A 22,173-nucleotide genomic window follows, 5' to 3' on the forward strand; every position below is an offset into this window, starting at 1 on the left:
GGTGAGTTCAGTGTTCCGACAAAGGGGGCGACAAGGATTCCAGCTTGCGTACCCGGTCGCGCAAGCGGGAAAGTTGTTTGAGCGTTGCTGCGTTCTTTTCCCAAGCGGCGTTGTCGTCGATGGGAAAAATGCCTGAGTACTGTCCGGGCTTGGGAAGCGAATGCGTGACGACGGTGGCGGCAGAGATATGCACGTCGTCGGCGATGCGCAGATGCCCGAGCACCACGGCCCCGCCGCCGATGGTGCAGCGCGCGCCGATGTCCGCGCTACCGGCAACGCCCACGCAGCCCGCGAGGGCGGTGTGAGGGCCGATGCGCACGTTGTGGGCGATCTGGATGAGGTTGTCGAGCTTGACGCCGTCTTCGATCACCGTATCGAGCAAGGCGCCACGGTCAATGCAGGTGTTGGCGCCGATTTCCACGTCGTTACCGATGCGTACCGCGCCGAGGTGCTCGATCTTGACCCACTCTGCGCCGTCTTGCGCAAAGCCAAACCCATCCGCACCGAGCACCACCCCGGGGTGGACGAGGCAACGGCTGCCGAGCACGCAACGTTCCCCCACGCTCACGCGGGCGACGAGCACGGTGTCCGCCCCAACGACGGCCCGCTCGCCGACTGTGCAGAGAGGGCCAATGCGGGCAGAGGGATCGATGGTGGCGGAGGGGTCGATGACCGCGCTAGGGTGGATGCGCGGGCCGTCATCTTCGGTACCCTGGCGTTGCATCCGCTTCCAAAGCTGGGTGAGCCGGGCGAAGTACAGATACGGCTGCTGGGCAACGATGCAGTCCCCACGCTGGCGAGCGATGTTGACCATATCTGGCGGGACGATGACGCACCCCGCCTGCGAGTGTTCCAGGTCGCGCCGGTAGCGGGGGTGGGACAAAAAGCTCAGGTGCGTGGGGCCAGCCAGATGCAAAGGCAAGATGCCAGCGATCACCCTGTCTGCATCACCATGCAATTCCCCACCCAACTCGTCTACGACCGCCCCTACCCGCAACATGGAACCCTGCACAAAACCTGTCCTTCCAACCCAGCTCGTTACCCCGTTGTGTTGCTAGGGGCTGTTACTTGCCTGCCGGCGCATTGAGGGCTTTGAGCACCTTGTCGGTGATGTCGTGCTTGGGGTCGATGTAGATCGCGTCCTGAAAAACCATGTCGAATTTTTCCGCGATGGCGATGTCCCGTATCACCTTGTTGGCCCGTTGGATGACTTGCTGCAATTCCTCGTTTTTGCGGGTATTGAGGTCTTCTTGGAATTCCCGGCGCTTTCTCTGGAATTCGCGATCTTGGTCAAGCAATTGGCGCTGGCGGCTTTGGCGCTGGGTTTCGGAAAGGGTGGGGGCTTCGCGCTCGAATTTGTCGACCAGCGCCTTGATCGATGCGCCCAGATCGACCAGATCCTTCTCGCGTTTGGAGAACTCTTGTTCCAACTTGGTCTGCGCCTGCTTGGCCGTCGTGGCTTCCTTGAGCAGGCGGTCGATGTTGACGAAGCCGATGTGCAGCGCCTGCGCATGGCCAGCCCCTCCCGTGGCAACCGCCAACGCCAGGCAGGCGCGCACGGCCCAGGATGGGAGGATACGCAAGCCCGATAGGACCAACGTAGCGGCCAACGCAGCAAGACGGGAGGGGAATAAGGCAGACAAGGAAAAACGCTGTACAGCAACCATGAAAAACACCATTCGATGAAAAGAAATTTAGAAACTGGTTCCGATTTGGAACTGGACGGTTTGCGTTCTATCCCCGTCGTATTTGCGTACCGGTTTGGCAAAGGCCAACCGCAGCGGGCCTACGGGCGAGATCCAGCTTACCCCCACACCGGTGGAAGCACGCAATTTGTCTGCGTTGGCGTTGATGGCCAAACCTTGGTCCGGGCCGCCGACCATCCCGACGTCGAAGAACCCATACAAGCGCAGTGAACGGTCGTTGCCCGCGCCGGGCATTGGTGTGAGGGCTTCGAGGTTCAGGTTGAACTTGCGGGAACCCCCGACATTCGTTCCGCTGATGTCCTGTGGGCCAAAGCTGCCTTGCTCGAAGCCGCGCACCGAACCCAGCCCACCACCGTAGAAGTTTTTGAAGATGGGGAAAGATCGACCACCGAAAGCCTTGCCATAGCCGAGTTCGAGATTGAGCGCTCCCGTGAGTTTCTTGTGAAAGGGAACGTACTGCTGGAATTGGTAGACCGTGCGCAGGTACCGCGCATCGCCGCCAATCGACCATTCCGCGTTGACGCGCTGCATGCGCCCGGTCGTTGGGGCCAAGGCGCTGTCTCGGTTGTCACGCGCCCACCCCATCGTGAGCGGAACCCCCGTGCTTGTGTACCCGTATTCGTCTGCGTAGTCTTGGTAAGACGTAGGCAGCAACGTGCCGGGGACGATTTCCGTCTGTTCCAGCCCTGCGCCGAAGTACACGGTATCGATCTCCGTGAAGGGCACCCCAAAGCGCGCGCTGACCCCGGACGTGACGAGCTTGTAGTAGTCCTGATCCTGATAGGGACTGCTGGTCTTGTGGTAGATGTCGTAGGTGCGGGAGATGCCGTCTTCGGTGAAGTAGGGATCGGTCGTGTTGAAAACGACGACGCGGTTGATCTTGCTGGTGTTGATCTGCACGCCCAGCGAGTTGCCGGAACCGAAGGCGTTGTCCTGTTGCAAACCGAAGGTCACTCCCAGCCCATCCCCGCTCGAATACCCCGCGCCCAGGCTCAGGCTGCCGGTGGGTTTTTCGGTGACTTGCACGGTCAGGTCTACCTGATCGGGTGCTCCGGGCACTTCCTGCGTATCGATCATGACATCGCCAAAGTAGCCGAGACGGTCTACCCGGTCTCGCGAGGCACGAATCTTGTCGCCGTCGTACCAGGACGATTCGAGCTGGCGGAATTCGCGGCGAACGACAACGTCGCGCGTGCGGGTGTTGCCTGCCACGTTGATCTTGCGTACATAAGCGCGGCGGGAGGGTTCGGCGTGCAGGACGAGTGAGACGCGGTTGTGGGTGCGGTCGATCTCGGGCTTGGCCTGCACGGTGGCAAAGGCAAAGCCGAAGTTGCCAAAGTGGTCGGTAAACGCTTTGGTCGTGGCAGTCACATCTTCACTGTTGTACGCCTGACCGGGTCGGATGCGAACGAGCGTCTTGAATTCGTCCTCTTTGCCAAGGTAGTTACCGCTGAGTTGCACCTTATCGACGACGTAGCGGCTTCCCTCCGCGACGTTCACTGTGATGCCGATTTCTGTCTTGTCCGGGTTGATTGCCACCTGCGTGGAATCGACCTTGAATTCCAAGTAGCCTTGGGTCAGGTAGAACGAACGCAGCGTTTCCAGATCGGCATTGAGCTTGGCGCGCGAATAGCGGTTCGATTTGGAGTACCAGCTCATCCAGTTGCCTGTATCGAGGTCGAGCAGGTCCAGCAAGGTGGCTTCGTCGAAAACCTTGTTGCCGACGATGCGCAGTTCCGTGATGCGTGCGGGGTCGCCTTCGGTCACGGCAAAGCGCAGGTTGACGCGATTGCGTTCGATGGGGGTGATGGTGGTTTGCACCTGCGCGGCATAGAGGCCACGGTGGACGTACTGGCGCTTGAGTTCCTGTTCTGCGCGGTCAAGCTGGGCGCGGTCGAAGGCGCGGCCTTCGTATAGGCCGATGTCCCGCAGGGCCTTGAGCAAGACATCTTTGTCGAATTCCTTGACACCGACCAGCTCCGTCTGCGCGACGGTGGGCCGTTCTTGCACCACGACGACGAGCACATCGTTGTGTACGTCAAGCCGCACGTCGGTAAACAGGCCCAGTGCAAATAGCGAGCGAATCGCCGCAGCGCCTTTGTCATCATCGTAGGTATCGCCCACGCGGACGGGGAGGGAAACAAATACCGTGCCGGGTTCCACGCGCTGCAAACCTTCGACGCGAATATCGCGCACCTTGAAAGGAGGGATGGCCCAGGAAGATTGGCTGACCAGCAGCGCAGCGGCCAGAGAACCTAGCCAAGCGGTGTGCGGACGTTTGGGAGACATATCGTTCATCCACGGGGCGGGAAAAGAGGGAACACCGCGCATGCACCGACAGCGCCCAAGCTGATCGGAGACGGGTTGTCAGGGTGTTCCGGGGTACCCGGTAGAGCCGACCTCAGGGCAGGAGGGCTGTACAAACAGCACAAATTCATCGACTGAGCGACAGAGCGACTGAGGGAGTCAACCGGGGAAGAAGCGGGAGAAATCGTTGTAGAGGGCGAGCACCATCAGCGCACCAAGGATGGCAACCCCACCGCGTTGCAGCCATTCCAGCCAAGATTCGGTGATGGCGCGCCCGGTCAACCCCTCCCAAAGATAATACAGCAAGTGCCCTCCGTCGAGCACCGGCAAGGGTAGGAGGTTGATGACCCCCAGGCTGATGCTGATGAGCGCCAGAAAGTGCAGGTACGCCATCCATCCCATTGATGCCGATTGCCCCGCATAGTCCGCAACGGTGACAGGCCCGCTGAGGTTGCGCAAGGATGCTTCCCCCACGACCATCTTGCCGAGTACGTCTAGCGTCAGCACGGCCACTTCCCAGGTGCGGGCCACGCCCCGCCACAACCCTTCCCCCACGCCATAGCGCACCCGGACGAACTCGGGGGCCTCACCCACGTAGGCGCCGATCCTGCCAATGCGTTGCCCGGCATGGATTTCGGGGCGCGGGGTGACTTCGCGTTCCACCGTGCCGGTGCTGCGCGCCAGCACCCACCGTTGGGCTTTGCCATCAATGCTGGCACGGATGCGTTGGCGTGCGTGACCGCCGTCGACGATGGGTTCTGCGTCGATGCGCAGGATTCGATCTCCGGGCTGCAAGTCGGCTTGGGCCGCTGCGCCGCCGGGGGTGACTTGGCCGATTACTGGCGCGGTGTAGGGGCCGTCGAAGCCGAGGCGTTGTAGCAGGTCGCCGTCTGCGGGGTCGGCATGGATGCCGTCGAGCGCAAGGACGATGGAGCGTTGTGGCGTATCGAGCGCACGCTGCACTTGCAGGTGGAGATTGCGCGAAGCGAGCATGGCGCGTGCGGCGATCCAGTGGAATTCCTCGAAAGAGCGGATGGGTTGCGCGTTCTCGCCGTCTATCGCCGCTTCGACGACACGTTCGCCCCCGACGAGGCCCGCCTGCGCGGCAACCGATTCCGGCGTGGGGCGCCCCAGAACGGGGGCAGCCACGTCGTCGCCCACCCAGGAAAGGATAGCGATGAGCAGCACGGCAAAGCCCAAATTGGCCAGCGGGCCTGCCGCGACGATGGCGCTGCGCCGCAGCAGCGATTGCCGGGAAAACGACCGGGGTAGAAGGTCGGGGGGCACGTCTCCTTCGCGTTCGTCGAGCATCTTGACGTACCCGCCCAGGGGGATGGCTGCGATGACGATTTCGGCACCGGTGGTGGGCGATACCCACCGCAGCAGCGGCTTGCCCAGTCCGATCGAAAAACGCTGCACCATGACGCCGCAAAGGAGCGCGACGCGGTAGTGCCCGTATTCATGGACGGCAATCAGCAGCCCGAGTGCGACGAGGAACGCGAGGACGGTCAGCATGGTGTTAGGTTCACATTAAGCTCACAGTTACGCGCCATTCACGCCCATTCACGCCCGCCCATTCACGCTGATCCACGCCCATCCACGTATTACGCACACAAGCGGCCATGCCGTGCAATCCAGTCCCGCGCCTGGGTTCGGGCCAGGGCATCGAGGGCGACGAGGTCGTCCAGGGAAGAGGGATTCCACGGCGCTACGGTGTGCATGGTTTCAGCGTTGACGGCGAAGATTTGGTCGAAGCGCAACTGCCCGGACAAAAAGGCTTCGACGGCCACTTCGTTGGCAGCGTTGAGAATGGCCGTGCTCCCCGCTGGGCCTTGCAGCGCCTGCCAAGCCAGCGGTAGGCAGGGGAACCGGGCACGGTGCAGTGGGGAATCCAGCGTCTCGAAATGCAGGGAAGCGATTTGGCCAAAGTCCAGCGCCGCTGCGCCGCTGGCCATGCGGTCAGGCCACGATAGACCGTAGGCTATGGGCGCTTTCATGTCCGGGGTGCCGAGTTGCGCGAGGACGCAATGGTCGACAAACTGCACCATCGAGTGGATGACGCTCTGCGGGTGGATGAGCACCTCGATCTGCGAAGGCGCCACCGAAAAAAGGTAGCAGGCCTCGATCACTTCGAGCGCTTTGTTCATCATCGTCGCGGAATCGACGGTGATTTTCTTGCCCATCACCCAGTTTGGATGCGCGCAGGCCTCAGCGGGGGTGATCTGCGCGAAGGTGGCGGGGTCACGCTGCCGAAAGGGGCCGCCCGACGCAGTCAGCAGGATTTTCTGGATTTGGGATGCCCACAGCGTGCGGTCAGCCGGGAGCGACTGGAAGATCGCGGAATGTTCGCTGTCGATGGGGAGCAACTGCGCGCCGCCAGTGCGAACGGCGTCGAGAAACAAGGCGCCGCCGACGACCAAGGCTTCCTTGTTGGCAAGCAGTAGGCGCTTGCCCGCTCGGGCTGCTGCGAGGCAGGACCCCAGTCCGGCAACGCCGACGATGGCAGCCATGACGATATCGACGTCCTCGTGCGTGGCGATGTCCAGCAGAGCCTGCGGCCCATCGAGCACCTCGGTCGGCAGGCCGTGTTCCCGGCATTGGCGGGACAGTTCGCACGCACGTATTGCGTCGTGCAGCACGGCAAAGCGGGGCCGGTGACGCTGGCATTGCTCCAGTAAGCGTTCGCCTTGCGTGGCCGCGCACAGGGCGAATACCTCGAACCGGTCGGGATGCAGTGCCAGTACATCAAGCGTGCTGGTCCCGATCGATCCGGTGGAACCGAGGATGGCGACGCGGCGGCGATGGTCGGGGGCAGGGCTAATTGGCGCAGACATGTACCAGAAACATCGAGGCGGGCAGGGTGGGCAGCAGGGCATCGATGCGGTCGAGCACCCCACCATGGCCGGGAAGCAGAGCGCTGCTGTCCTTGACGTTGGCGCTGCGTTTGACCAGAGATTCGAGCAAGTCCCCCACCACGCTCCATGCAGTCAGTGCAGGGACGACAACGACAAGGAGCAGCGGCGAATGTTGCCCGACGATGGTGTAGAGGCTCGGGGTAGTCGATGCCAGCGCTGTATCGGCGGCCCACCATCCGTAGGCAAGCAGGAAAGCAACGGCCAACCCGCCACAGAACCCTTCCCAGGTTTTGCCGGGGCTGATCGACGGCGCAAGCCGGGTGCGGAACCATCGTCCACCCCATGCGCGGCCGACGAAATACGCGCCTGTATCCGCCACCCAGGCCAGAGCGAGGGCGGATAGCAGGAACGCGGTGCCACGCTCCTTAGCTTGGATGACGGCCAACCAGGCACACACCAGCACAAGCAGCCCGCCGATTTGCCGCAGGGCGGCGGGAATCTGTGCCCATAGCGGCACGCCACGGTAGAGCAACACTGCCCCTGCGAGGCACCACGCTGCGGTGGCGCCGATCCACAAACCGGGAAGAGGGATGCTGTGCGCCCCAGCAGTCCATAGTGCGCCGCACACCATGGCGCAGATGGCACCGGCCACGTAGGCCATGTAGGGTGTGGCGCTGTTGAGCCGGAACCATTCCCACGCCGCTGCGGCGATGAGCACGAGCGTGACACTAGCGAATACCCATCCATGGGGGTACAGCAGCGCGCCCAGCAACAGCGCAAGCAAGACTGCGGCGGTCAGCACCCGTTGCTGCAAGGCAGTCATGGCGCGTCTCCGGCGGATTCGGGAGCGAGGCGGGGGCTGTCGACGATGGCTTGCAAAGGCGTCTTGCCAAAGCGGCGTTGGCGCTGGGCGTAGGTGAGCAAGGCGTTGTCGAGTTCACGCTCGTCGAAGTCCGGCCAGAGCTTGTCGGAAAAGTACAACTCCGAATAGGCGGACTGCCACAGCAAAAAATTGCTGATGCGCTGTTCCCCGCCCGTGCGGATGACGAGGTCGGGGTCGGGGACGTGGGATAGCGACAGCGCCTCCTGCAAGGTCGATTCCGTGATAGGAACCCCTCGCTCCTGCAAGCTCCGGGCTGCCTGGACGATGTCCCAACGTCCGCCATAGTTGAAGCAGACGTTGAGCTGTAAGGCGGTGTAGGCGGCAGTGCGGGATTCCGCATCCACGATGGACTGCACCACGCGGTCGGGCAAGCCACTGCGGTCGCCCAGAAAGCGCAGCCGTACCTCTTCTTTGCAGAGCTGGTCGACTTCGCGGCCCAGCGCATAGGTGAAGAGATCCATCAACCCGGAGACTTCCTCGGCGGGACGGCGCCAGTTTTCCGAGGAAAAAGCAAAGACTGTCAGTACGGCGATACCACGCTGCGCACAGGCGCGGGCACAGCGTTGGAGCGATTCGACCCCCTGCTTGTGTCCTGCCACCCGGGGCAGGAATCGACGCGAAGCCCACCTGCCGTTGCCATCCATCACGATAGCCACGTGTGTCGGCGGGGATGATGTGGCGGCCATGGGCAATTAGACGGCCATGATGTCTTGCTCTTTGGCAGCGACGATCTGGTCGATCGACGCAATGTGCCGGTCGGTGATTTTCTGGATTTCCGCTTCGACACGCTTTTGGTCATCTTCCGACGCGGCTTTGTCCTTGACCAGTTTGCGGGCTGCGTCGTTGGCATCGCGGCGCACGTTGCGGATTGCCACCTTGGCGTTTTCCCCCTCGCTGCGTACCAGCTTGGTGAAATCTTTGCGCCGTTCCTGCGACATGGGAGGCATGGGAACCCGGATCAGATCGCCCATGGACATGGGGTTGAGGCCCAGGTCACTGTCGCGGATTGCTTTCTCGATCTTGGCCGACAGGCCCTTTTCCCACGGCTGGATGCTGATGGTGCGCGAATCGAGCAAAGAGACATTCGCCACCTGGCTGATGGGCATCGATGCACCGTAGTAGTCGACGTGTACCGATTCCAGCAGTGCAGGATTCGCACGGCCCGTGCGAATCTTCGCGAGGTTGTTGCGGAATGCTTCCAGCGAGACATCCATCCTGCTCTCGGCTGTCTTTTTGATATCGGCAATCGTCATGGCAGTCTGCTCCGGGTGCCGGGGGTTGCAGGGACGTTCAGGGATTGACCAGCGAGCCTTCGTCCTGCCCTTGCACCACGCGCAACAGGGCACCGGGCTTGTGGATCGAGAACACGCGGATTGGCAGTTTCTGGTCACGGCACAGCGCAAAGGCGGTGGCATCCATCACACCCAGATTGCGGGACATCGCCTCGTCGAAGGTGATGTAGGGCAGACGCTGCGCATCGGGGTGCGTGGCCGGGTCGGCGGTGTAGATGCCGTCGACTTTCGTGGCCTTGAGCACGACATCGGCGCCGATTTCCGCGCCGCGCAGCGCAGCAGCAGTATCCGTCGTGAAAAAGGGGTTGCCCGTTCCAGCAGCGAGGACGACGACCTTGCCTTCTTCCAGATACTGCAAAGCCTTGGGCCGAACGTAGGACTCGACGACCTGCTCAATGGCAATCGCGGACATGACCCGGGCAGTCATCCCAGCGTGTTTGAGCGCATCGCCGAGCGCCAGCGCGTTCATGACGGTGGCCAACATGCCCATGTTGTCCGCAGTGACCCGATCCATGCCTTGCGTACTGGCGGCGAACCCACGAAAGAGGTTCCCCCCACCGATCACGATGGCAATCTGCACACCGAGTCGGACGACTTCGGCAATGTCAGCAACGATGCGTGCCAGGGTTTCGCGGTGGATGCCAGACTTTTCCTCACCGAGCAAGGCCTCGCCGGACAGCTTGAGCAAAATTCTTTTGCATGCTTTGGTTTCGGCAGGGGTATGGAAAGGGGTGCCGGAAAGAGCCTCGTGTTGGGTGCCCATATTCATCATTGGGATGCTGCAACTGCTGCGGAAGGTTCTGACTGGCGTGCTGCCACCTGCGCGGCCACTTCTGCGGCAAAGTCATCGCAGCGCTTTTCCATGCCTTCGCCCACGACGTAGAGCGTGAAGGCATGTACCGTCGTTGCAGCCGCACGCAGCATGGCTTCGACGCTGAGCTTGTCGTTTTTTACAAAGGGCTGCTGCAGCAAGGACACTTCTTTGAGGAATTTCTGCACGGATCCTTCGATGCGCTTGGCGACGATTTCTTCCGACTGCACGGATTTGCCAGCGGCCTTGGCGGTTTCGGCGTCTTCCGCAGCCTTGGCGGCGGCGATGGCGCGTTCCCGGGCCACCAACTCAGCCGAGACGTCTTGGGCAGACAAGGCGACGGGCTTCATGGCTGCGATGTGCATCGCGGCATCACGTGCGGCGGTTTCGTCCCCGTCGTATTCGACGACGACGCCGATGCGGGTGCCGTGCAGGTACGAAGCCAGCTTGTGGCCAGAGGCAAAGCGGCGGAAGCGGCGGAAGCTCATGTTTTCCCCGATCTTCCCGATCAGCCCTTTGCGCACGTCTTCGAGCGTGGGGCCAAAGCCTTCGAGCGAGCAAGGCAGCGCGCCGAGTGCAGCCACGTCAGCAGGGTCATGCGCAGCAACGAGCGCTGCTGCCGCGTTGACCATGGCGAGGAAGCTGTCATTTTTGGAGACGAAGTCGGTTTCGCAATTGACTTCGATCAACGCCGAAGCACCGTTCCCGCCTGTGAAGTAGGCCACGACGCCTTCGGCGGTGACGCGGCTTGCAGCCTTGCCAGCCTTGTTGCCGAGCCGCACGCGCAGCAAATCTTCGGCTTTGTCGAGGTCTCCATCCGCTTCTGTCAACGCACGCTTGCACTCCATCATGGGAGCATCCGTTCTTGCACGCAGTTGGGCCACCATGCCCGCAGTGATTGCTGCCATAGATATTTTTCCTATCTTTTTTCGTTTGAAAACAATGTATTTCCTCCGACAACCGCTACGTTCGATGACGCGCCTGTGGGAGGAGCTACGAAAAGCCAACAATAAGGCCGAGGAATCAGCCAGTAATTAAGCCAACAACGCCAGCCAACAACAAGGCCCACAACCCAATAGGGCAAGGCAAACTACAAAGCACACCGGAACGGCCATCGGGGGCCATTTCCGCTGGTGTGCCCGGGATGCCGAGAATGCGAGGGATTCCCTGGGAGCCCGACAAGCTCCTGGCATCGTTGATGGTGCTCAGGCGATGTTCAGGCCCGGGATTCCTCGGACTCTTCCACCTCGACGAACTCGTCCCCCGCAGCGGCGTGGACGATCTTGACCACTTCTTCCACCGCATTGGCGCGGCCTTCGAGCACGGCATCCGCAATGCCCTGTGCATACAGCGCCACGGCTTTGGCGGCGTCATCGTTGCCGGGGATCACGTACTCGATTCCCTCGGGACTGTGGTTGGTATCGACGATGGCAACGAGGGGAATCCCACACTTGCGTGCTTCGGACACAGCGATTTTGTGGTAACCCACGTCGATGAGGAAGATGGCATCGGGTAGCTTGGTCATATCCTGAATGCCGCCGATGTCGCGTTCGAGCTTCGTCAATTCGCGGGTGAAGGTGAGTTGTTCCTTCTTGCTCATGCCATCAAGGCCAGCTTCCTGGCGTGCCTTCATTTCCTTGAGGCGCTTGAGTGACGTCTTGACGGTATTGAAATTCGTCAACATCCCGCCGAGCCAGCGTTGATCGACATAGGGCATACCGGCGCGGCGCGCTTCCGTCGCCACGATTTCGCGAGACTGCCTTTTGGTGCCGACCATCAATACTGTGCCGCGCCGGGCAGCGACCTGGCGCACGAACTGGGTAGCCGCCAGATACATTGGCAGCGTGTTTTCCAGGTTGATGATGTGGATCTTGTTGCGGTGGCCGAAAATGTACGGGGCCATTTTCGGGTTCCAGAAGCGGGTTTGGTGGCCAAAATGCACACCGGCTTCCAGCATTTCGCGCATGGTGACTGACATGGGGAACGTCCAGAGGTTGGGGTCTAGAATCCAGCCGCTATGCCATGTGGAATCCCGCACTGCTGCTGCAGTTTTTGGGGTACAGGGCACACCTTCTGAGGCTGGGTTGAGATTTGTTGCGAGCAGCCATCCCAGTTGCAGTGCGAGCACTGCACAGTCGATGTCCGTCGAACCTGATGAGTATATCGGGCGCTCCAGTTTGGGCACTCCAGTGGGATCAGCGGATAAGCGGATACTGCTTCCAGCGTCCACAGCGTCCCTCCAGCGAATCGTTCCCCTCCGAACCTTTACCATTGCCTTGATCGCGTTCGATGACCGTGCTCATCTTGGCTTCCAGTCTTAGAACCTATTTCTACAATCGACTGCTATGGCTCATTCCATCTCTTCCTCCGTCGAGGATTCCCCGCTCGTCGACAGGGTTGCCGCCCTGGTCGATCGTCTGCTTGCGCATTGCGAGGGTCTGCATCGCGCCAATGTGGTGCTGCAGGAACAACTGGCAGTGGTCGTCGCCGACCGCGATGCCTTGCGCCAGCGTATGGATCAGGCCCGTGCGCAAATCGAAAGTGTGCTCCAGCATTTGCCGACTTTGCCTATCGGCGTGATGGGCACTGTCGCCGAAGAGTTGGCTGGTGGTATGACTAACGATAGAGCTAACGATAAAACTAACGAGAAAGCGGATGCGTCGTCGCAGAACGACGAGCCGACGTCTTCTTCCTACTTGCAGGGGATTGCGCCATGATGCGGCTCCAAGTGCAGATCATGGGTCAAAGCTACAACTTGACCTGCCCCGAAGAAGACGAAGCGCTGATACGTGAGGCGGTTCGTTGCGTACGGGAAGATACGGACAGGATTCTGGAATCCGGCAAGCTCCAGCAGCACGAGCGCATCGCTGTGCTGGTTGCGCTCAATGCTGCCTTCGACAGGCTAGCCAGCGCGGCTGCCGCCAAGCAGGGCGATACATCTCAAGCCGGTTCCGATGCGGCGCATGCCGCCGAATTGCGAGTTCGCGCCCATGAGCAGCGTGTGCTTTCCGAATTGCTCGACCGGGTAACTCGCGCACTGCCCGTAGAGGCATCACATGCTGGCGAGTCTGCCCCAGTCGATGCGGCTCCATCGTCGATGGCAGCGTCGTTTACAGCGCCATCCACCCCTGCCATGACTTTGCCAAGACACCCCGAATCATGAAAGTCATGGCAGTTTCCCTCACCCCCCAGCCCCTATCCCGCTGGGCGAGGGGAGCTTCGCAAAGCCGCTTCGCGACTTGTACAGTCATACGCTACTGACAGCACTGTCAACCCATCGCAGCCGTTTGCTCCACCTTGCCCCTTTTGTCGTTGCAGGGCTTTGGTTTGAGGGCAGTGGGGGGTAGCGGTGGAGTTGTTATTGCATTCTCTGCATGATCCCGCCGATGTTGCTGCTGTGTCATTCCCATTCCATGCCTGCGTTGCTGCCTTTCATTGTTGGCGTAGTTGGCGTGGATAGCACGGTTCGCGTGAAGGTGGTCTGATGGCTACGGAATCGACTGCGCCGCTGCTGGCATTCCGCAATGTGTCGTTTGGTTATGCAGAGCGTGCGATTCTTGACGGCGTGTCGTTATCCATTCCCCGGGGCAAGGTTGTTGCGCTGATGGGCGCTTCGGGGGGGGGCAAGACCACCCTCCTGCGCTTGGTGGGTGCGCAAGTGCGCCCCTGGAGCGGGCAGGTGCTGTTCGATGGAGTCGACGTTCCGAGCATGGATAAACAGGCACTCTACGCAGCGCGGCGCCGCATGGGAATGCTCTTCCAGTTTGGCGCCCTGTTTGCCGATCTCACGGTGTTCGAGAACGTGGCCTTTCCCTTGCGCGAACACACGACCCTGCCGGAAGACCTGATTCGCGACGTGGTGTTGATGAAGCTCAACGCCGTGGGGTTGCGCGGTGCCCGCGACCTGATGCCCAGCGATTTGTCCGGCGGCATGGCGCGCAGGGTGGCAATGGCGCGTGCGATTGCCCTTGACCCCGAACTCGTGATGTACGACGAACCCTTTGCGGGGCTGGATCCCATTTCTCTCGGCACCTCGGCGCGATTGATTCGGGAGTTCAACGACGCCATGGGGCTGACAAGCGTGCTCGTTTCGCACGATCTGGAGCATACGTTGGCGATTGCCGACGAAGTCATCATCCTGGCCAACGGCAAGGTGGCAATCCAGGGCACGCCCGAAGCCGTGCGCAGCAGCGACGACCCCCTGGTCCGCCAGTACGTCTATGCCTTGCCCGATGGCCCTGTGCGCTTTCACTATCCGTGTGTTTCCGTTGAGGCGGAGTTTGGCCCTGGGGGGAATGGTTGATGGGTACGTGGCTGGCTGTGGTGGGGCGTTTCGTCCGGTGCAGCATGGCAGACCTAGGCTATGGCGCACGGCTATTTGTGCTGCTGTGCCTAAGCTTGGGGTATGCCATTCGTCGCAATCGCTTGGTGCGCGAGCAGGTGCATTTCCTCGGGAACCATTCGCTGCCGATCATTGCGGTGGCGGGGCTTTTCGTCGGATTTGTCTTTGGTTTGCAGGGGTACTATGCTCTCCAGCGTTACGGTTCGGCAGAGTCGCTGGGCCTGCTGGTGACCTTGAGTCTGGTTCGTGAATTGGGGCCGGTCGTCACTGCGTTGCTCTTCGCAGGCCGGGCAGGCACCTCATTGACTGCGGAAATCGGGCTGATGAAGGCGGGAGAGCAGCTCAGCGTGCTCGAAATGATGGCCGTCGACCCTGTGCGCCGCGTGCTTGCCGTGCGGTTCTGGGCCGGCGTCTTCACCATGCCTTGGCTTGCGGCGGTGTTCAGCGCTACCGGGGTGTTTGGCGGGTGGATCGTTGGCGTGTCGATGATCGGCGTCGATGGCGGTGCGTTCTGGAGCCAGATTCAGGGTGGTGTCGATGTGTTGCAGGATTTGGGCAATGGGGTCGTCAAAAGCATCGTGTTTGGCGTAGCGGTGACGTTCATTGCGCTATTACAGGGCTACGTTGCCTTGGCTACGCCAGAAGGGGTAGCGCGTGCGATCACCCGTACCGTCGTGATGGCTTCGTTAACGGTGCTGGGGTTGGACTTCATCCTGACAGCGATGATGTTTACGGTGTAAAGATGGCGGTGGGACGATACCGTTCAGTTCGGTGGATTCATTGAGGTAATGAGGAGAACTGGTGCATGCAATGCTCCAAACATGATGTATGGGTTGGTTTCTTCGTCGTCGTGGGCACGGTGGCGATGTTGTTTTTGGCACTGCAAGCGGCCAATTTGCTGTCGTTTTCGTTCCAGCAGACTTATCGCGTGGACGCGATGTTCGACAACATTGGCGGGCTGAAGCCCAAGGCGGCGGTCAAGAGCGCAGGGGTCGTCGTCGGCCGTGTCGAAGCGATTGCTTTTGACGACAAGACGTTCCGGGCCAGGGTCACGCTCGCGATGGAGAGCCGCTACACCTTCCCTAAGGACAGCTCGCTAAAAATCCTGACCAGTGGCTTATTGGGAGACCAGTACCTGGGCATCGAAGCAGGCGCTGCGGAGCAAACCCTGGCGCAAGGCGATGTCATCGCCAGTACGCAATCCGCCGTGGTGCTGGAAAACCTCATCGGCCAATTCCTGTATGGCAAGGCTTCGGAATAGTCATCTGCCACATACCCCCCTGACAGCCATGGAAAGCCGTGTTGGCATCGGCGCAATCTTGGTAGCCGCGCTGTGGATCGGTGGTTGTGCCACGCCACCGCAGGCTGTGGTGTACGACCCCTGGGAGTCGTGGAATCGTTCGGTCTATCGCTTCAATGATGCGATGGATCGCTCGGTGCTGCGCCCGGTGGCCAGTGCGTACCGCGACACGGTGCCCCAGCCTGTGCGCAGCGGCGTGGGGAATTTTTTCGACAACGTGCAGGATTTGTGGTCGGCGTTGCAGCATGGCTTGCAGGGCCGGGGGCAGGATGCAGCGACGAGTGCGTTGCGCTTTGGCGTCAATACGACGCTGGGGGTGTATGGGGTGCTCGACGTGGCGACGGCAATGAATCTCGACCGCCAGCCCAACGACTTTGGCCGCACCTTGGGGGAATGGGGCGTGGGGGAAGGCCCGTACATGGTGCTGCCTTTCTTCGGGCCTTCGACCTTGCGCGATACCGCTGGACTGGCTTGGGATCGCAGAGCACAATGGATGACTGCACTCGACCATGTACCGACCCGCAACGCCACGACGGTGCTGTATGTCGCGCATCGCCGTGCGCAGTTTCTCGATGCCATGCAGATGCTGGACGAGGTCGCACTCGATCCCTACGCTTTCACCCGGGATGTGTATGTGCAGCGCCGCCGAAGCTTGTCCACCGACGGTGGAATCCCCCCCCAGGATGATGCAGCCTGGGATGCCGAGGACTTGGCCCCCCGCGTGGGGGATGGACAGTCAACTTCACAATGATCTGGAGCCAGAAAATGCGTACACCATGGAATAGTTTGCGTGCCCTGCGTTGGGCAATGTGGCTGGTGTTGTGGGCAGTGTGTGGGTGGGGATTGCCAGCGTGGGCGCGGGCCGCCGTGGAAGCGCCCGATGCCCTGGTCGAGCGAATCACCCAGGAAGCGCTCGACGCGATGCAGCAAGACAAGGCCGTGCAGGCGGGGGACATCTCCCGCATCACCGAAATCCTCGACCAGAAAGTCATGCCGTATCTGCACTTTCGCCGCATGACGGCGTCTGCGGTAGGGCCTGCATGGCGAAAGGCCACCGAGGAACAGCGCCAAAAGCTGGAGGCCGAATTCAAGCTGCTGCTTGTACGCACCTACGCCAATGCGATGAGCCAGGCCAAAAACGTGACATTCACGATCAAGCCGATGCGTTCGACCCCCCAAGACCAGGAAGTGACTGTTCGCACCCTCGTTCGTGGGGCAGGCGAGCCGATCCAGCTCGACTACCGGTTGGAGAAAGCGCCCGATGCCCCCGGGGGCTGGAAGATTTTCAATCTCAACGTATTGGGGATCTGGCTGGTCGATACCTACCGCAGCCAATTTGCGCCGATCGTCAACGCCAAGGGCGTGGATGGCTTGGTTTTGACCCTGATCGAGCGGAACAAGGCCACCCCGGCGCAGGCTGCGTCCCGTCCTGCAAAGGGTTGAGGCATGGTGGCGTTACCGCCGGAGCTAACCCAGCACACGGCTGCGCAATGCCTTCCGGGCTGTCTGGCGGCGCTGCGGGCTGAAGCAGCCGGGGCAGGCACCGCGAGGGATGCGGTATCCACGGTGGAGGTCGATGCAGCAGAGGTGCAGCGCTTCGATTCTGTTGCGCTGGCAGTGCTCTTGGCCTTGCGCCGTGAGGCACTCTTGCTGGGCAAAGGCTACGCTGTGCGCAACCTGCCTGTGGGGCTACAAAGGCTGGCCACGCTTTACGGTATCGATACGCTCCTGCTTGCGTAGGTGCGGTTCTTTGCGCTGCAGCGGCGCGGGACAAGCGCGACACCCAGGATCTGACCGGCCCGCTGGATCGGCAGATTCTCGACACTTGCGCTTTTGTGTAGAAGTGGTCTTTTTTATGGCAAAAACTGGACCCTTTGATCAATACACAGACAGATACGATTACTGGTTTGATAGAAATCAGGAAATCTATCTGGCGGAATTGGAAGCAATACGCCGGGCCATGCCGCCGCATCCGGTCAAAGGGTTGGAAGTGGGCGTGGGTTCAGGAAAATTTGCTGCGCCGTTTGGGATCCAAATCGGTGTCGAACCTTCTGCAAATATGGCTTGCAAAGCCGAAAGACTGGGCATCAGCGTTTTTCGGAACGTTGCGGAACATTTGCCGTTTGCAGATATGGAATTCGAGATGGTGTTGATGGTGGCCACGATTTGTTTTGTGGACAATGTTCTCGCTTCGTTCCAAGAGGCATTTCGCGTTTTGCAACCTCACGGATGCATGATTGTGGGATTTGTCGATAAAGAAAGTGCATTGGGTAAAAAATATATAGACCACTCGACTACCAGCGTTTTTTACAAAGATGCAACGTTTTTCTCCGTTCCGGAAGTGGTGCGATATCTGACGGATGCCGGTTTTGTCGATTTGACGTTTCAGCAGACATTGATCCCAGGAGCAAAACAAGGAAAAGTAGAAGATGGATGGGGCCAAGGAGCTTTTGTGGTCGCCAAAGGGGTGAAAGGGTAGCCCCACCTTATCTCAGGGGGATGGCACACGCACTCATTGGCGGTAATGTAGGTGGGGGATGCAGCTCTCTAATGTGTCACGCTTGGTGTGAATGATGAGAAGCTTCGGCTTGGAGCCTATTTCGGTATGCTAATGATATATAATGTTCATCATCATAGTTGCAATAACCTGGATGAGGAAAATTATGGGTTTGGTATTTCATTATGATGAGTGGAGATTGCATGATACACTATGGGAAATAATAAAATTATCGCTCCCTGAACCCAAAAAACATCCCCTGGGTTGCCATAATCCGCGTGTATCTGATCGTAGCGCAATGAACGCAATTCTTTTCGTATTGCGAATTGGCTGCCAGTGGAACGCCTTAAACATGACGAGAATTTGCTCGTGCAGTTCTGCCTATCGACGCTTTCGCGAATGGACGAAAGCGGGTGTATTTGCAGCCATTTGGGTACAACAATTGATCGAATACGAAAAATGCCGAGGCATCGATTGGGCATGGACATCCATGGATGGAGCGTTAACCAAAGCACCCCTAGCAGGTCAGCAAACAACCGGGGCCAACCCAACAGATCGAGGCAAGCAAGGTGTCAAGCGCAGTGTGCTTACTGATGGTGCAGGCATACCGCTTGCCGTCGCCGTCGCCATCGACGGTGCCAATCGGCACGACATGAAGTTGGTCAGGAGTACGCTGGAAGACATCAAAGCAAAACGACCAGACCCGACGGACATAAAACCACAAGGCATCTGCTTGGACAAAGGATACGATTATGATGAAGTAAGAGAGATCGTCAAAGAATTTGGCTTTACGGCGCACATTCGTTCCAGAGGCGAAGAAGCTAAATCTATAAAGCAAGAAGCTGGTTTCAAGGCACGGCGCTGGGTAGTAGAACGTACACATAGCTGGATGAATCGCTTTCGCCGAATTCTGGTTCGTTGGGAAAAACTTCCCGAAACGTATATCGCCATGTTGCACCTCACTTGCGCCCTAATCACTTTAAGGGCATATTGCCTACCGAAATAGGCTCTAAATTCTGCGTTTTTTCGTTTGTATATTTGAATTTATCGCAGACTCTAGAAATAGGTGATTATATAAATCAGACTAGTTCCGAAAAGTTGCGGTTTGTGAAAAAACGATGCTGTGCTGTGCTTGCGGTATGACTGTATCAACTTTTGAATGGGATGAGGCAAAGAACCTCGTGAATCAGCATAAGCATGGGGTTTCGTTTTCCGATGCACAATTTGCTTTTTTGGATGCAAATCGCGTCATTGCCGAAGATATCGAACACAGTCAACGGGAAAAACGATATTACTGTTTCGGAATGGATCGAGAAGGTGCCGGAATTCTTACGGTTCGGTTTACCTATCGATTCGGAAGAATACGAATCATTGGCGCTGGTTACTGGCGAAAAGGAAAGAAGATTTATGAACAAACAAATTCACTATAGCGATGAACCAATCGGAGAAATACGATTCGTGCCGGATTTTTTGCCTTCTCCGGATGAATTGGTACTGAAGAACGAACAAAAGAAAGTCACTATTTCATTAAGTGTGGAAAGCGTTGATTTTTTTAAGGAGGCTGCGAAGAAGCACAATATGCAATATCAAAGAATGATCATGCAATTGCTGGATGAATATGTTGCCATCCAAAAGCATGCCAACAAGGAAATGTAGCGGAAGTCCCTGGATTTTTCATTGCACTGGCTTATGCAGAGGCTGGGCTGTGGCTGACGGAGTTCTTTCTGCACTGCAGCCGCCTGCCTGTTCCTGTAGGGAGTACCGCGAGTTGGATATAAATAAGGGGAACAAAATTGGCCAGAGTACCTCGTAGGATCTATCAGCTAAAAATTGGTTTGCATGGTGCAAAACCACCTATTTGGCGGCGCTTTCTGATTGCAAGTTCGGTGACGTTGCCGAAATTTCATGAAGCAATCCAAATTATTATGGGTTGGACGGATTCCCACTTGCATGTTTTTGAAACGGGTGATCGGTACTATGGGGTGCTGGACCCAGAATGGGATGATGATGAAGGAATCTATGACGAGACAAAGTTCAGGCTCAACCAGCTCTTGTGGTACGAAAAAGATTATTTGAAATACGTATACGACTTGGGGGATGAGTGGGAGCACAAGATTACGCTGGAAAAAATCTTGCCTTTTAACTCCAAAGTGGTTTTGCCATTTTGTGTCAAAGCCAAAGGGGCATGCCCACTGGAAGACGTGGGTGGGCTTTGGGGCTATTACAAATTTTTGGAAATAATGCGCAATCCCAACCATCCAGAGTATGAAGAATATAAAAAATGGATTGGCGGCGAATTTGACCCTACGGCCTATGATATCGATGAGGTCAATGCATTGCTTGCAGATATTGGCAGGTAGTGCCGCCCAACCATGTGCCCAGGTTTTCTCCCTTTCCTTGGGCCACGCCGTGGCGATGTACTGGATTCCCGCTTTCGCGCGAATCCAGTGTTATGCAAGAAATAGGTGCCATGTTGCCGATAGAAGCGGGAAAAATGTGTGCATACGGTAGCCCGCTGGGCGAGGGGAGCGTCGGGAAGCCGCTTTGCGGCTTTCACGATTACAAATTGCCCAGACTCTGTAGCAATCGAACGATGGCGCGCGGGTAGATCAAGTGCTCCTGGCTTAGCACGCGGGCGGCGAGGGTCTCTGCCGTGTCCCCAGACAGGATGGGGACGACGGCTTGTTCCAAGATCGGGCCGTGGTCGAGTTCCGCAGTGACAAGGTGTACGGTGGCCCCGGCGAATTTGCATCCGGCTTCGATGGCGCGTTGGTGCGTGTGCAGCCCGGGAAAAGCCGGGAGCAGTGAAGGGTGGATGTTGAGCAGACGCTGCGCAAAGCGGTCGACGAACCACGCGCTGAGGATCCGCATAAACCCCGCCAGCACGACCAGCGCACGGTGTCCGTCAGCGTCGAACGGGGCGATGCGCTGCGCCAGTACTGCATCGAAGGCCTCGCGGGACGGGAATGCGCGGTGGTCGATCACGTCGGTGGGGATGCCATGTTCGCGGGCAAAGTCCAAGCCCTTGGCATCAGGACGGTTGCTCAGCACCAATGCGATGCGTGCGTGGTAACGGGCTTCCCACTGCTCTTGTTGTGCAGCGCGGACGATAGCCGCCATGTTGGAACCGCTGCCGGAAATCAGGATGACGATGTGGATCATGCTTCGAGGGGCGATGGCGCAAAGGGGTCGTGGGGTGAAACAGGCGAAACAGGCGAAAGGGGCGAAAAGGCGCACGGACGATAGGTGTGGCGTACGCAAAAACCTATCGCTTGGGTGCATCGTCCCGGCCACCAGCAAGGTGCGGGAGCGTCTGGCGTAGCGAATCGAGGGAAATCGAGCAGGCGCCGTCGCGGCGTTGGTCGGTGGCGGTGGCGCGAAAGGCGTGCCCGTAGACCACCTCGAAGGGCAGTTCCAGTGGCATCGCCGACACGGCATCGAGCCACGCACGCCGCCACTGTCGGCCACGTAGCGCGGGGAAGCGGTTGGGGTGCAGGTTGCGGCCCAGCCCGCGCAGTTCCTCCAGCAGGCGTTGCGCCGTCGGGAACGTGAGCGTGATGCGTTCGACATCGACGACAGGGTCGGTAAAACCCAGTTCGACGAGCCAGTCGCCCAGCACGTGCAGATCGACGAATTCTTGCGCGGGGGGGGGCCATCCGCGCTCTGCGTGGAGCGCCCGCAGCGTGGAAAGGGTGTCCGGCCCTAGGCAGGAAAACATCAGAAATCCGCCGGGGGCCAAGGCATCCCGCCATGTTGCGAGCAGCACGCGGGGGTCTGCTTCCCCATGCAGCGCCATGTTGGCCCAGATCATGTCCACGGCGGGGGGGAGGGTGGTCGTGACATCGACGGTCGGCGGGGCGGCATCCGCCGGTGGTGGAACAGCCTGGAGCCGGGACGGAAGCAGCGCCTTCCGAACGAGATCGGCGCGTGCAGGGGAGGTTTCGACCACGGTGCATTGCGCATCCGGGTACCGCAGCAACAGGGGTTCGTGTTCGACTATTCCGCCCGTCCACGGCGCCCAATGCAGCCAATGCCGGGGCCGCACGGTGATCCAGTCGAGCCGCTCCTGCATTCGCTGTGCTACCTCTTCGTGCAGCCAGGGCGGGGGGGTGCGGTCTTGCAAGCGCCAGCGTAGCGCGGCGGTGGGGTCCAAATCGGCAGGGTGATGCATGGAGCGGGT

At 59.4% G+C, this 22,173-nt stretch carries 26 protein-coding genes; 13 read left to right on the forward strand and 13 right to left on the reverse strand.

From position 1 onward, the window contains the following. Window positions 1-7: 7 nt before the first annotated feature. From lpxD to rpsB, 11 genes are all read right to left on the reverse strand, one after another. A complete protein-coding gene (gene lpxD / locus CENROD_RS00090) occupies window positions 8-1,000 on the reverse strand; it encodes a UDP-3-O-(3-hydroxymyristoyl)glucosamine N-acyltransferase (protein WP_022770985.1) in 993 nt (330 codons plus the stop codon). Window positions 1,001-1,064: 64 nt separating this feature from the next. Continuing rightward, window positions 1,065-1,667: an OmpH/Skp family outer membrane protein gene (locus CENROD_RS00095; protein WP_081699902.1), complete on the reverse strand. Its 603-nt coding sequence runs from the start codon at window positions 1,665-1,667 to the stop codon at window positions 1,065-1,067. 27 nt (window positions 1,668-1,694) lie between these two features. After that, entirely contained in the window at window positions 1,695-3,995 is a 2,301-nt protein-coding gene (gene bamA, locus CENROD_RS00100) for an outer membrane protein assembly factor BamA (RefSeq protein WP_041193636.1), read from the reverse strand. Window positions 3,996-4,172: 177 nt separating this feature from the next. After that, complete coding sequence (rseP, locus tag CENROD_RS00105) at window positions 4,173-5,528, reverse strand: RIP metalloprotease RseP (protein ID WP_022770988.1); 1,356 nt, start codon at window positions 5,526-5,528, stop codon at window positions 4,173-4,175. Window positions 5,529-5,617: 89 nt separating this feature from the next. Then, the gene (locus tag CENROD_RS00110; RefSeq protein WP_022770989.1) at window positions 5,618-6,847 is read right to left on the reverse strand and encodes a 1-deoxy-D-xylulose-5-phosphate reductoisomerase; all 1,230 of its coding nucleotides are present in this window, start codon (window positions 6,845-6,847) and stop codon (window positions 5,618-5,620) included. After that, complete coding sequence (locus CENROD_RS00115) at window positions 6,831-7,691, reverse strand: phosphatidate cytidylyltransferase (protein WP_022770990.1); 861 nt, start codon at window positions 7,689-7,691, stop codon at window positions 6,831-6,833. Before CENROD_RS00115 ends, CENROD_RS00110 begins: the two co-directional genes overlap by 17 nt. Further along, window positions 7,688-8,437 carry a polyprenyl diphosphate synthase gene (uppS, locus tag CENROD_RS00120; protein WP_022770991.1) on the reverse strand — a complete coding sequence of 250 codons (750 nt, stop codon included), beginning with the start codon at window positions 8,435-8,437 and terminating at the stop codon, window positions 7,688-7,690. Before uppS ends, CENROD_RS00115 begins: the two co-directional genes overlap by 4 nt. Before the next feature lie 6 nt (window positions 8,438-8,443). Then, on the reverse strand, window positions 8,444-9,004 hold the full coding sequence (gene frr / locus CENROD_RS00125) for a ribosome recycling factor (protein ID WP_041193137.1): 561 nt from the start codon (window positions 9,002-9,004) through the stop codon (window positions 8,444-8,446). 37 nt (window positions 9,005-9,041) lie between these two features. Continuing rightward, entirely contained in the window at window positions 9,042-9,806 is a 765-nt protein-coding gene (pyrH, locus tag CENROD_RS00130) for a UMP kinase (protein WP_051360395.1), read from the reverse strand. A gap of 5 nt (window positions 9,807-9,811) precedes the next feature. Then, window positions 9,812-10,762 carry a translation elongation factor Ts gene (gene tsf / locus CENROD_RS00135; protein WP_022770994.1) on the reverse strand — a complete coding sequence of 317 codons (951 nt, stop codon included), beginning with the start codon at window positions 10,760-10,762 and terminating at the stop codon, window positions 9,812-9,814. A 308-nt stretch (window positions 10,763-11,070) separates the two neighbouring features. Next, a complete protein-coding gene (rpsB, locus tag CENROD_RS00140) occupies window positions 11,071-11,832 on the reverse strand; it encodes a 30S ribosomal protein S2 (protein WP_022770996.1) in 762 nt (253 codons plus the stop codon). Window positions 11,833-12,199: 367 nt separating this feature from the next. Here rpsB and CENROD_RS13790 point away from each other — a divergent pair, with 367 nt between their 5' ends. From CENROD_RS13790 to CENROD_RS00200, 13 genes are all read left to right on the forward strand, one after another. Further along, a complete protein-coding gene (locus CENROD_RS13790) occupies window positions 12,200-12,571 on the forward strand; it encodes a hypothetical protein (RefSeq protein WP_187292311.1) in 372 nt (123 codons plus the stop codon). Next, window positions 12,568-13,017 (forward strand): cell division protein ZapA, encoded by a 450-nt coding sequence (locus CENROD_RS00150; RefSeq protein ID WP_022770999.1) that lies wholly within the window; start codon window positions 12,568-12,570, stop codon window positions 13,015-13,017. Before CENROD_RS13790 ends, CENROD_RS00150 begins: the two co-directional genes overlap by 4 nt. A 321-nt stretch (window positions 13,018-13,338) precedes the next feature. Next, the gene (locus CENROD_RS00155; RefSeq protein ID WP_022771000.1) at window positions 13,339-14,157 is read left to right on the forward strand and encodes an ABC transporter ATP-binding protein; all 819 of its coding nucleotides are present in this window, start codon (window positions 13,339-13,341) and stop codon (window positions 14,155-14,157) included. After that, window positions 14,157-14,936: a lipid asymmetry maintenance ABC transporter permease subunit MlaE gene (mlaE, locus tag CENROD_RS00160; RefSeq protein WP_022771001.1), complete on the forward strand. Its 780-nt coding sequence runs from the start codon at window positions 14,157-14,159 to the stop codon at window positions 14,934-14,936. Before CENROD_RS00155 ends, mlaE begins: the two co-directional genes overlap by 1 nt. A gap of 65 nt (window positions 14,937-15,001) precedes the next feature. Next, window positions 15,002-15,457, forward strand: coding sequence for an outer membrane lipid asymmetry maintenance protein MlaD (gene mlaD, locus CENROD_RS00165; RefSeq protein WP_022771002.1), 456 nt, complete (start codon window positions 15,002-15,004; stop codon window positions 15,455-15,457). Window positions 15,458-15,485: 28 nt separating this feature from the next. Continuing rightward, window positions 15,486-16,247 carry an MlaA family lipoprotein gene (locus tag CENROD_RS00170; protein WP_022771003.1) on the forward strand — a complete coding sequence of 254 codons (762 nt, stop codon included), beginning with the start codon at window positions 15,486-15,488 and terminating at the stop codon, window positions 16,245-16,247. Between the two features lie 14 nt (window positions 16,248-16,261). Next, on the forward strand, window positions 16,262-16,939 hold the full coding sequence (locus CENROD_RS00175) for an MlaC/ttg2D family ABC transporter substrate-binding protein (RefSeq protein ID WP_022771004.1): 678 nt from the start codon (window positions 16,262-16,264) through the stop codon (window positions 16,937-16,939). Between the two features lie 3 nt (window positions 16,940-16,942). Then, window positions 16,943-17,236, forward strand: coding sequence for an STAS domain-containing protein (locus tag CENROD_RS00180; protein ID WP_022771005.1), 294 nt, complete (start codon window positions 16,943-16,945; stop codon window positions 17,234-17,236). A gap of 115 nt (window positions 17,237-17,351) precedes the next feature. After that, entirely contained in the window at window positions 17,352-17,975 is a 624-nt protein-coding gene (locus CENROD_RS00185) for a class I SAM-dependent methyltransferase (protein WP_022771006.1), read from the forward strand. A gap of 184 nt (window positions 17,976-18,159) precedes the next feature. Next, the gene (locus tag CENROD_RS12820) at window positions 18,160-18,999 is read left to right on the forward strand and encodes an IS5 family transposase (protein WP_081699903.1); all 840 of its coding nucleotides are present in this window, start codon (window positions 18,160-18,162) and stop codon (window positions 18,997-18,999) included. Between the two features lie 133 nt (window positions 19,000-19,132). Then, a complete protein-coding gene (locus tag CENROD_RS12825) occupies window positions 19,133-19,423 on the forward strand; it encodes a BrnT family toxin (protein WP_081699763.1) in 291 nt (96 codons plus the stop codon). Continuing rightward, entirely contained in the window at window positions 19,401-19,649 is a 249-nt protein-coding gene (locus CENROD_RS00195) for a BrnA antitoxin family protein (RefSeq protein ID WP_041193646.1), read from the forward strand. The genes CENROD_RS12825 and CENROD_RS00195 overlap by 23 nt, the downstream gene beginning before the upstream one ends. 137 nt (window positions 19,650-19,786) lie before the next feature. Next, complete coding sequence (locus CENROD_RS00200; RefSeq protein WP_041193139.1) at window positions 19,787-20,353, forward strand: plasmid pRiA4b ORF-3 family protein; 567 nt, start codon at window positions 19,787-19,789, stop codon at window positions 20,351-20,353. Window positions 20,354-20,552: 199 nt separating this feature from the next. Here CENROD_RS00200 and purN read toward each other — a convergent pair whose 3' ends face one another. Continuing rightward, window positions 20,553-21,155: a phosphoribosylglycinamide formyltransferase gene (purN, locus tag CENROD_RS00205; RefSeq protein ID WP_022771010.1), complete on the reverse strand. Its 603-nt coding sequence runs from the start codon at window positions 21,153-21,155 to the stop codon at window positions 20,553-20,555. A gap of 103 nt (window positions 21,156-21,258) precedes the next feature. Continuing rightward, window positions 21,259-22,164: a class I SAM-dependent methyltransferase gene (locus CENROD_RS00210; protein ID WP_022771011.1), complete on the reverse strand. Its 906-nt coding sequence runs from the start codon at window positions 22,162-22,164 to the stop codon at window positions 21,259-21,261. Window positions 22,165-22,173: the final 9 nt, after the last annotated feature.

The sequence above is a fragment of the Candidatus Symbiobacter mobilis CR genome, from assembly GCF_000477435.1.
Taxonomy (GTDB): domain Bacteria; phylum Pseudomonadota; class Gammaproteobacteria; order Burkholderiales; family Burkholderiaceae_C; genus Rhodoferax; species Rhodoferax mobilis.

What these genes read in the sequence shown, in the direction of transcription:
- lpxD (WP_022770985.1), bottom strand. Translation starts at nt 1,000, where the DNA reads ATGTTGCGGGTAGGGGCGGTCGTAGACGAGTTGGGTGGGGAATTGCAT.
- CENROD_RS00095 (WP_081699902.1), bottom strand. Translation starts at nt 1,667, where the DNA reads ATGGTTGCTGTACAGCGTTTTTCCTTGTCTGCCTTATTCCCCTCCCGT.
- bamA (WP_041193636.1), bottom strand. Translation starts at nt 3,995, where the DNA reads ATGTCTCCCAAACGTCCGCACACCGCTTGGCTAGGTTCTCTGGCCGCT.
- rseP (WP_022770988.1), bottom strand. Translation starts at nt 5,528, where the DNA reads ATGCTGACCGTCCTCGCGTTCCTCGTCGCACTCGGGCTGCTGATTGCC.
- CENROD_RS00110 (WP_022770989.1), bottom strand. Translation starts at nt 6,847, where the DNA reads ATGTCTGCGCCAATTAGCCCTGCCCCCGACCATCGCCGCCGCGTCGCC.
- CENROD_RS00115 (WP_022770990.1), bottom strand. Translation starts at nt 7,691, where the DNA reads ATGACTGCCTTGCAGCAACGGGTGCTGACCGCCGCAGTCTTGCTTGCG.
- uppS (WP_022770991.1), bottom strand. Translation starts at nt 8,437, where the DNA reads ATGGCCGCCACATCATCCCCGCCGACACACGTGGCTATCGTGATGGAT.
- frr (WP_041193137.1), bottom strand. Translation starts at nt 9,004, where the DNA reads ATGACGATTGCCGATATCAAAAAGACAGCCGAGAGCAGGATGGATGTC.
- pyrH (WP_051360395.1), bottom strand. Translation starts at nt 9,806, where the DNA reads ATGGGCACCCAACACGAGGCTCTTTCCGGCACCCCTTTCCATACCCCT.
- tsf (WP_022770994.1), bottom strand. Translation starts at nt 10,762, where the DNA reads ATGGCAGCAATCACTGCGGGCATGGTGGCCCAACTGCGTGCAAGAACG.
- rpsB (WP_022770996.1), bottom strand. Translation starts at nt 11,832, where the DNA reads ATGTCAGTCACCATGCGCGAAATGCTGGAAGCCGGTGTGCATTTTGGC.
- CENROD_RS13790 (WP_187292311.1), top strand. Translation starts at nt 12,200, where the DNA reads ATGGCTCATTCCATCTCTTCCTCCGTCGAGGATTCCCCGCTCGTCGAC.
- CENROD_RS00150 (WP_022770999.1), top strand. Translation starts at nt 12,568, where the DNA reads ATGATGCGGCTCCAAGTGCAGATCATGGGTCAAAGCTACAACTTGACC.
- CENROD_RS00155 (WP_022771000.1), top strand. Translation starts at nt 13,339, where the DNA reads ATGGCTACGGAATCGACTGCGCCGCTGCTGGCATTCCGCAATGTGTCG.
- mlaE (WP_022771001.1), top strand. Translation starts at nt 14,157, where the DNA reads ATGGGTACGTGGCTGGCTGTGGTGGGGCGTTTCGTCCGGTGCAGCATG.
- mlaD (WP_022771002.1), top strand. Translation starts at nt 15,002, where the DNA reads ATGCAATGCTCCAAACATGATGTATGGGTTGGTTTCTTCGTCGTCGTG.
- CENROD_RS00170 (WP_022771003.1), top strand. Translation starts at nt 15,486, where the DNA reads ATGGAAAGCCGTGTTGGCATCGGCGCAATCTTGGTAGCCGCGCTGTGG.
- CENROD_RS00175 (WP_022771004.1), top strand. Translation starts at nt 16,262, where the DNA reads ATGCGTACACCATGGAATAGTTTGCGTGCCCTGCGTTGGGCAATGTGG.
- CENROD_RS00180 (WP_022771005.1), top strand. Translation starts at nt 16,943, where the DNA reads ATGGTGGCGTTACCGCCGGAGCTAACCCAGCACACGGCTGCGCAATGC.
- CENROD_RS00185 (WP_022771006.1), top strand. Translation starts at nt 17,352, where the DNA reads ATGGCAAAAACTGGACCCTTTGATCAATACACAGACAGATACGATTAC.
- CENROD_RS12820 (WP_081699903.1), top strand. Translation starts at nt 18,160, where the DNA reads ATGGGTTTGGTATTTCATTATGATGAGTGGAGATTGCATGATACACTA.
- CENROD_RS12825 (WP_081699763.1), top strand. Translation starts at nt 19,133, where the DNA reads ATGACTGTATCAACTTTTGAATGGGATGAGGCAAAGAACCTCGTGAAT.
- CENROD_RS00195 (WP_041193646.1), top strand. Translation starts at nt 19,401, where the DNA reads ATGAACAAACAAATTCACTATAGCGATGAACCAATCGGAGAAATACGA.
- purN (WP_022771010.1), bottom strand. Translation starts at nt 21,155, where the DNA reads ATGATCCACATCGTCATCCTGATTTCCGGCAGCGGTTCCAACATGGCG.
- CENROD_RS00210 (WP_022771011.1), bottom strand. Translation starts at nt 22,164, where the DNA reads ATGCATCACCCTGCCGATTTGGACCCCACCGCCGCGCTACGCTGGCGC.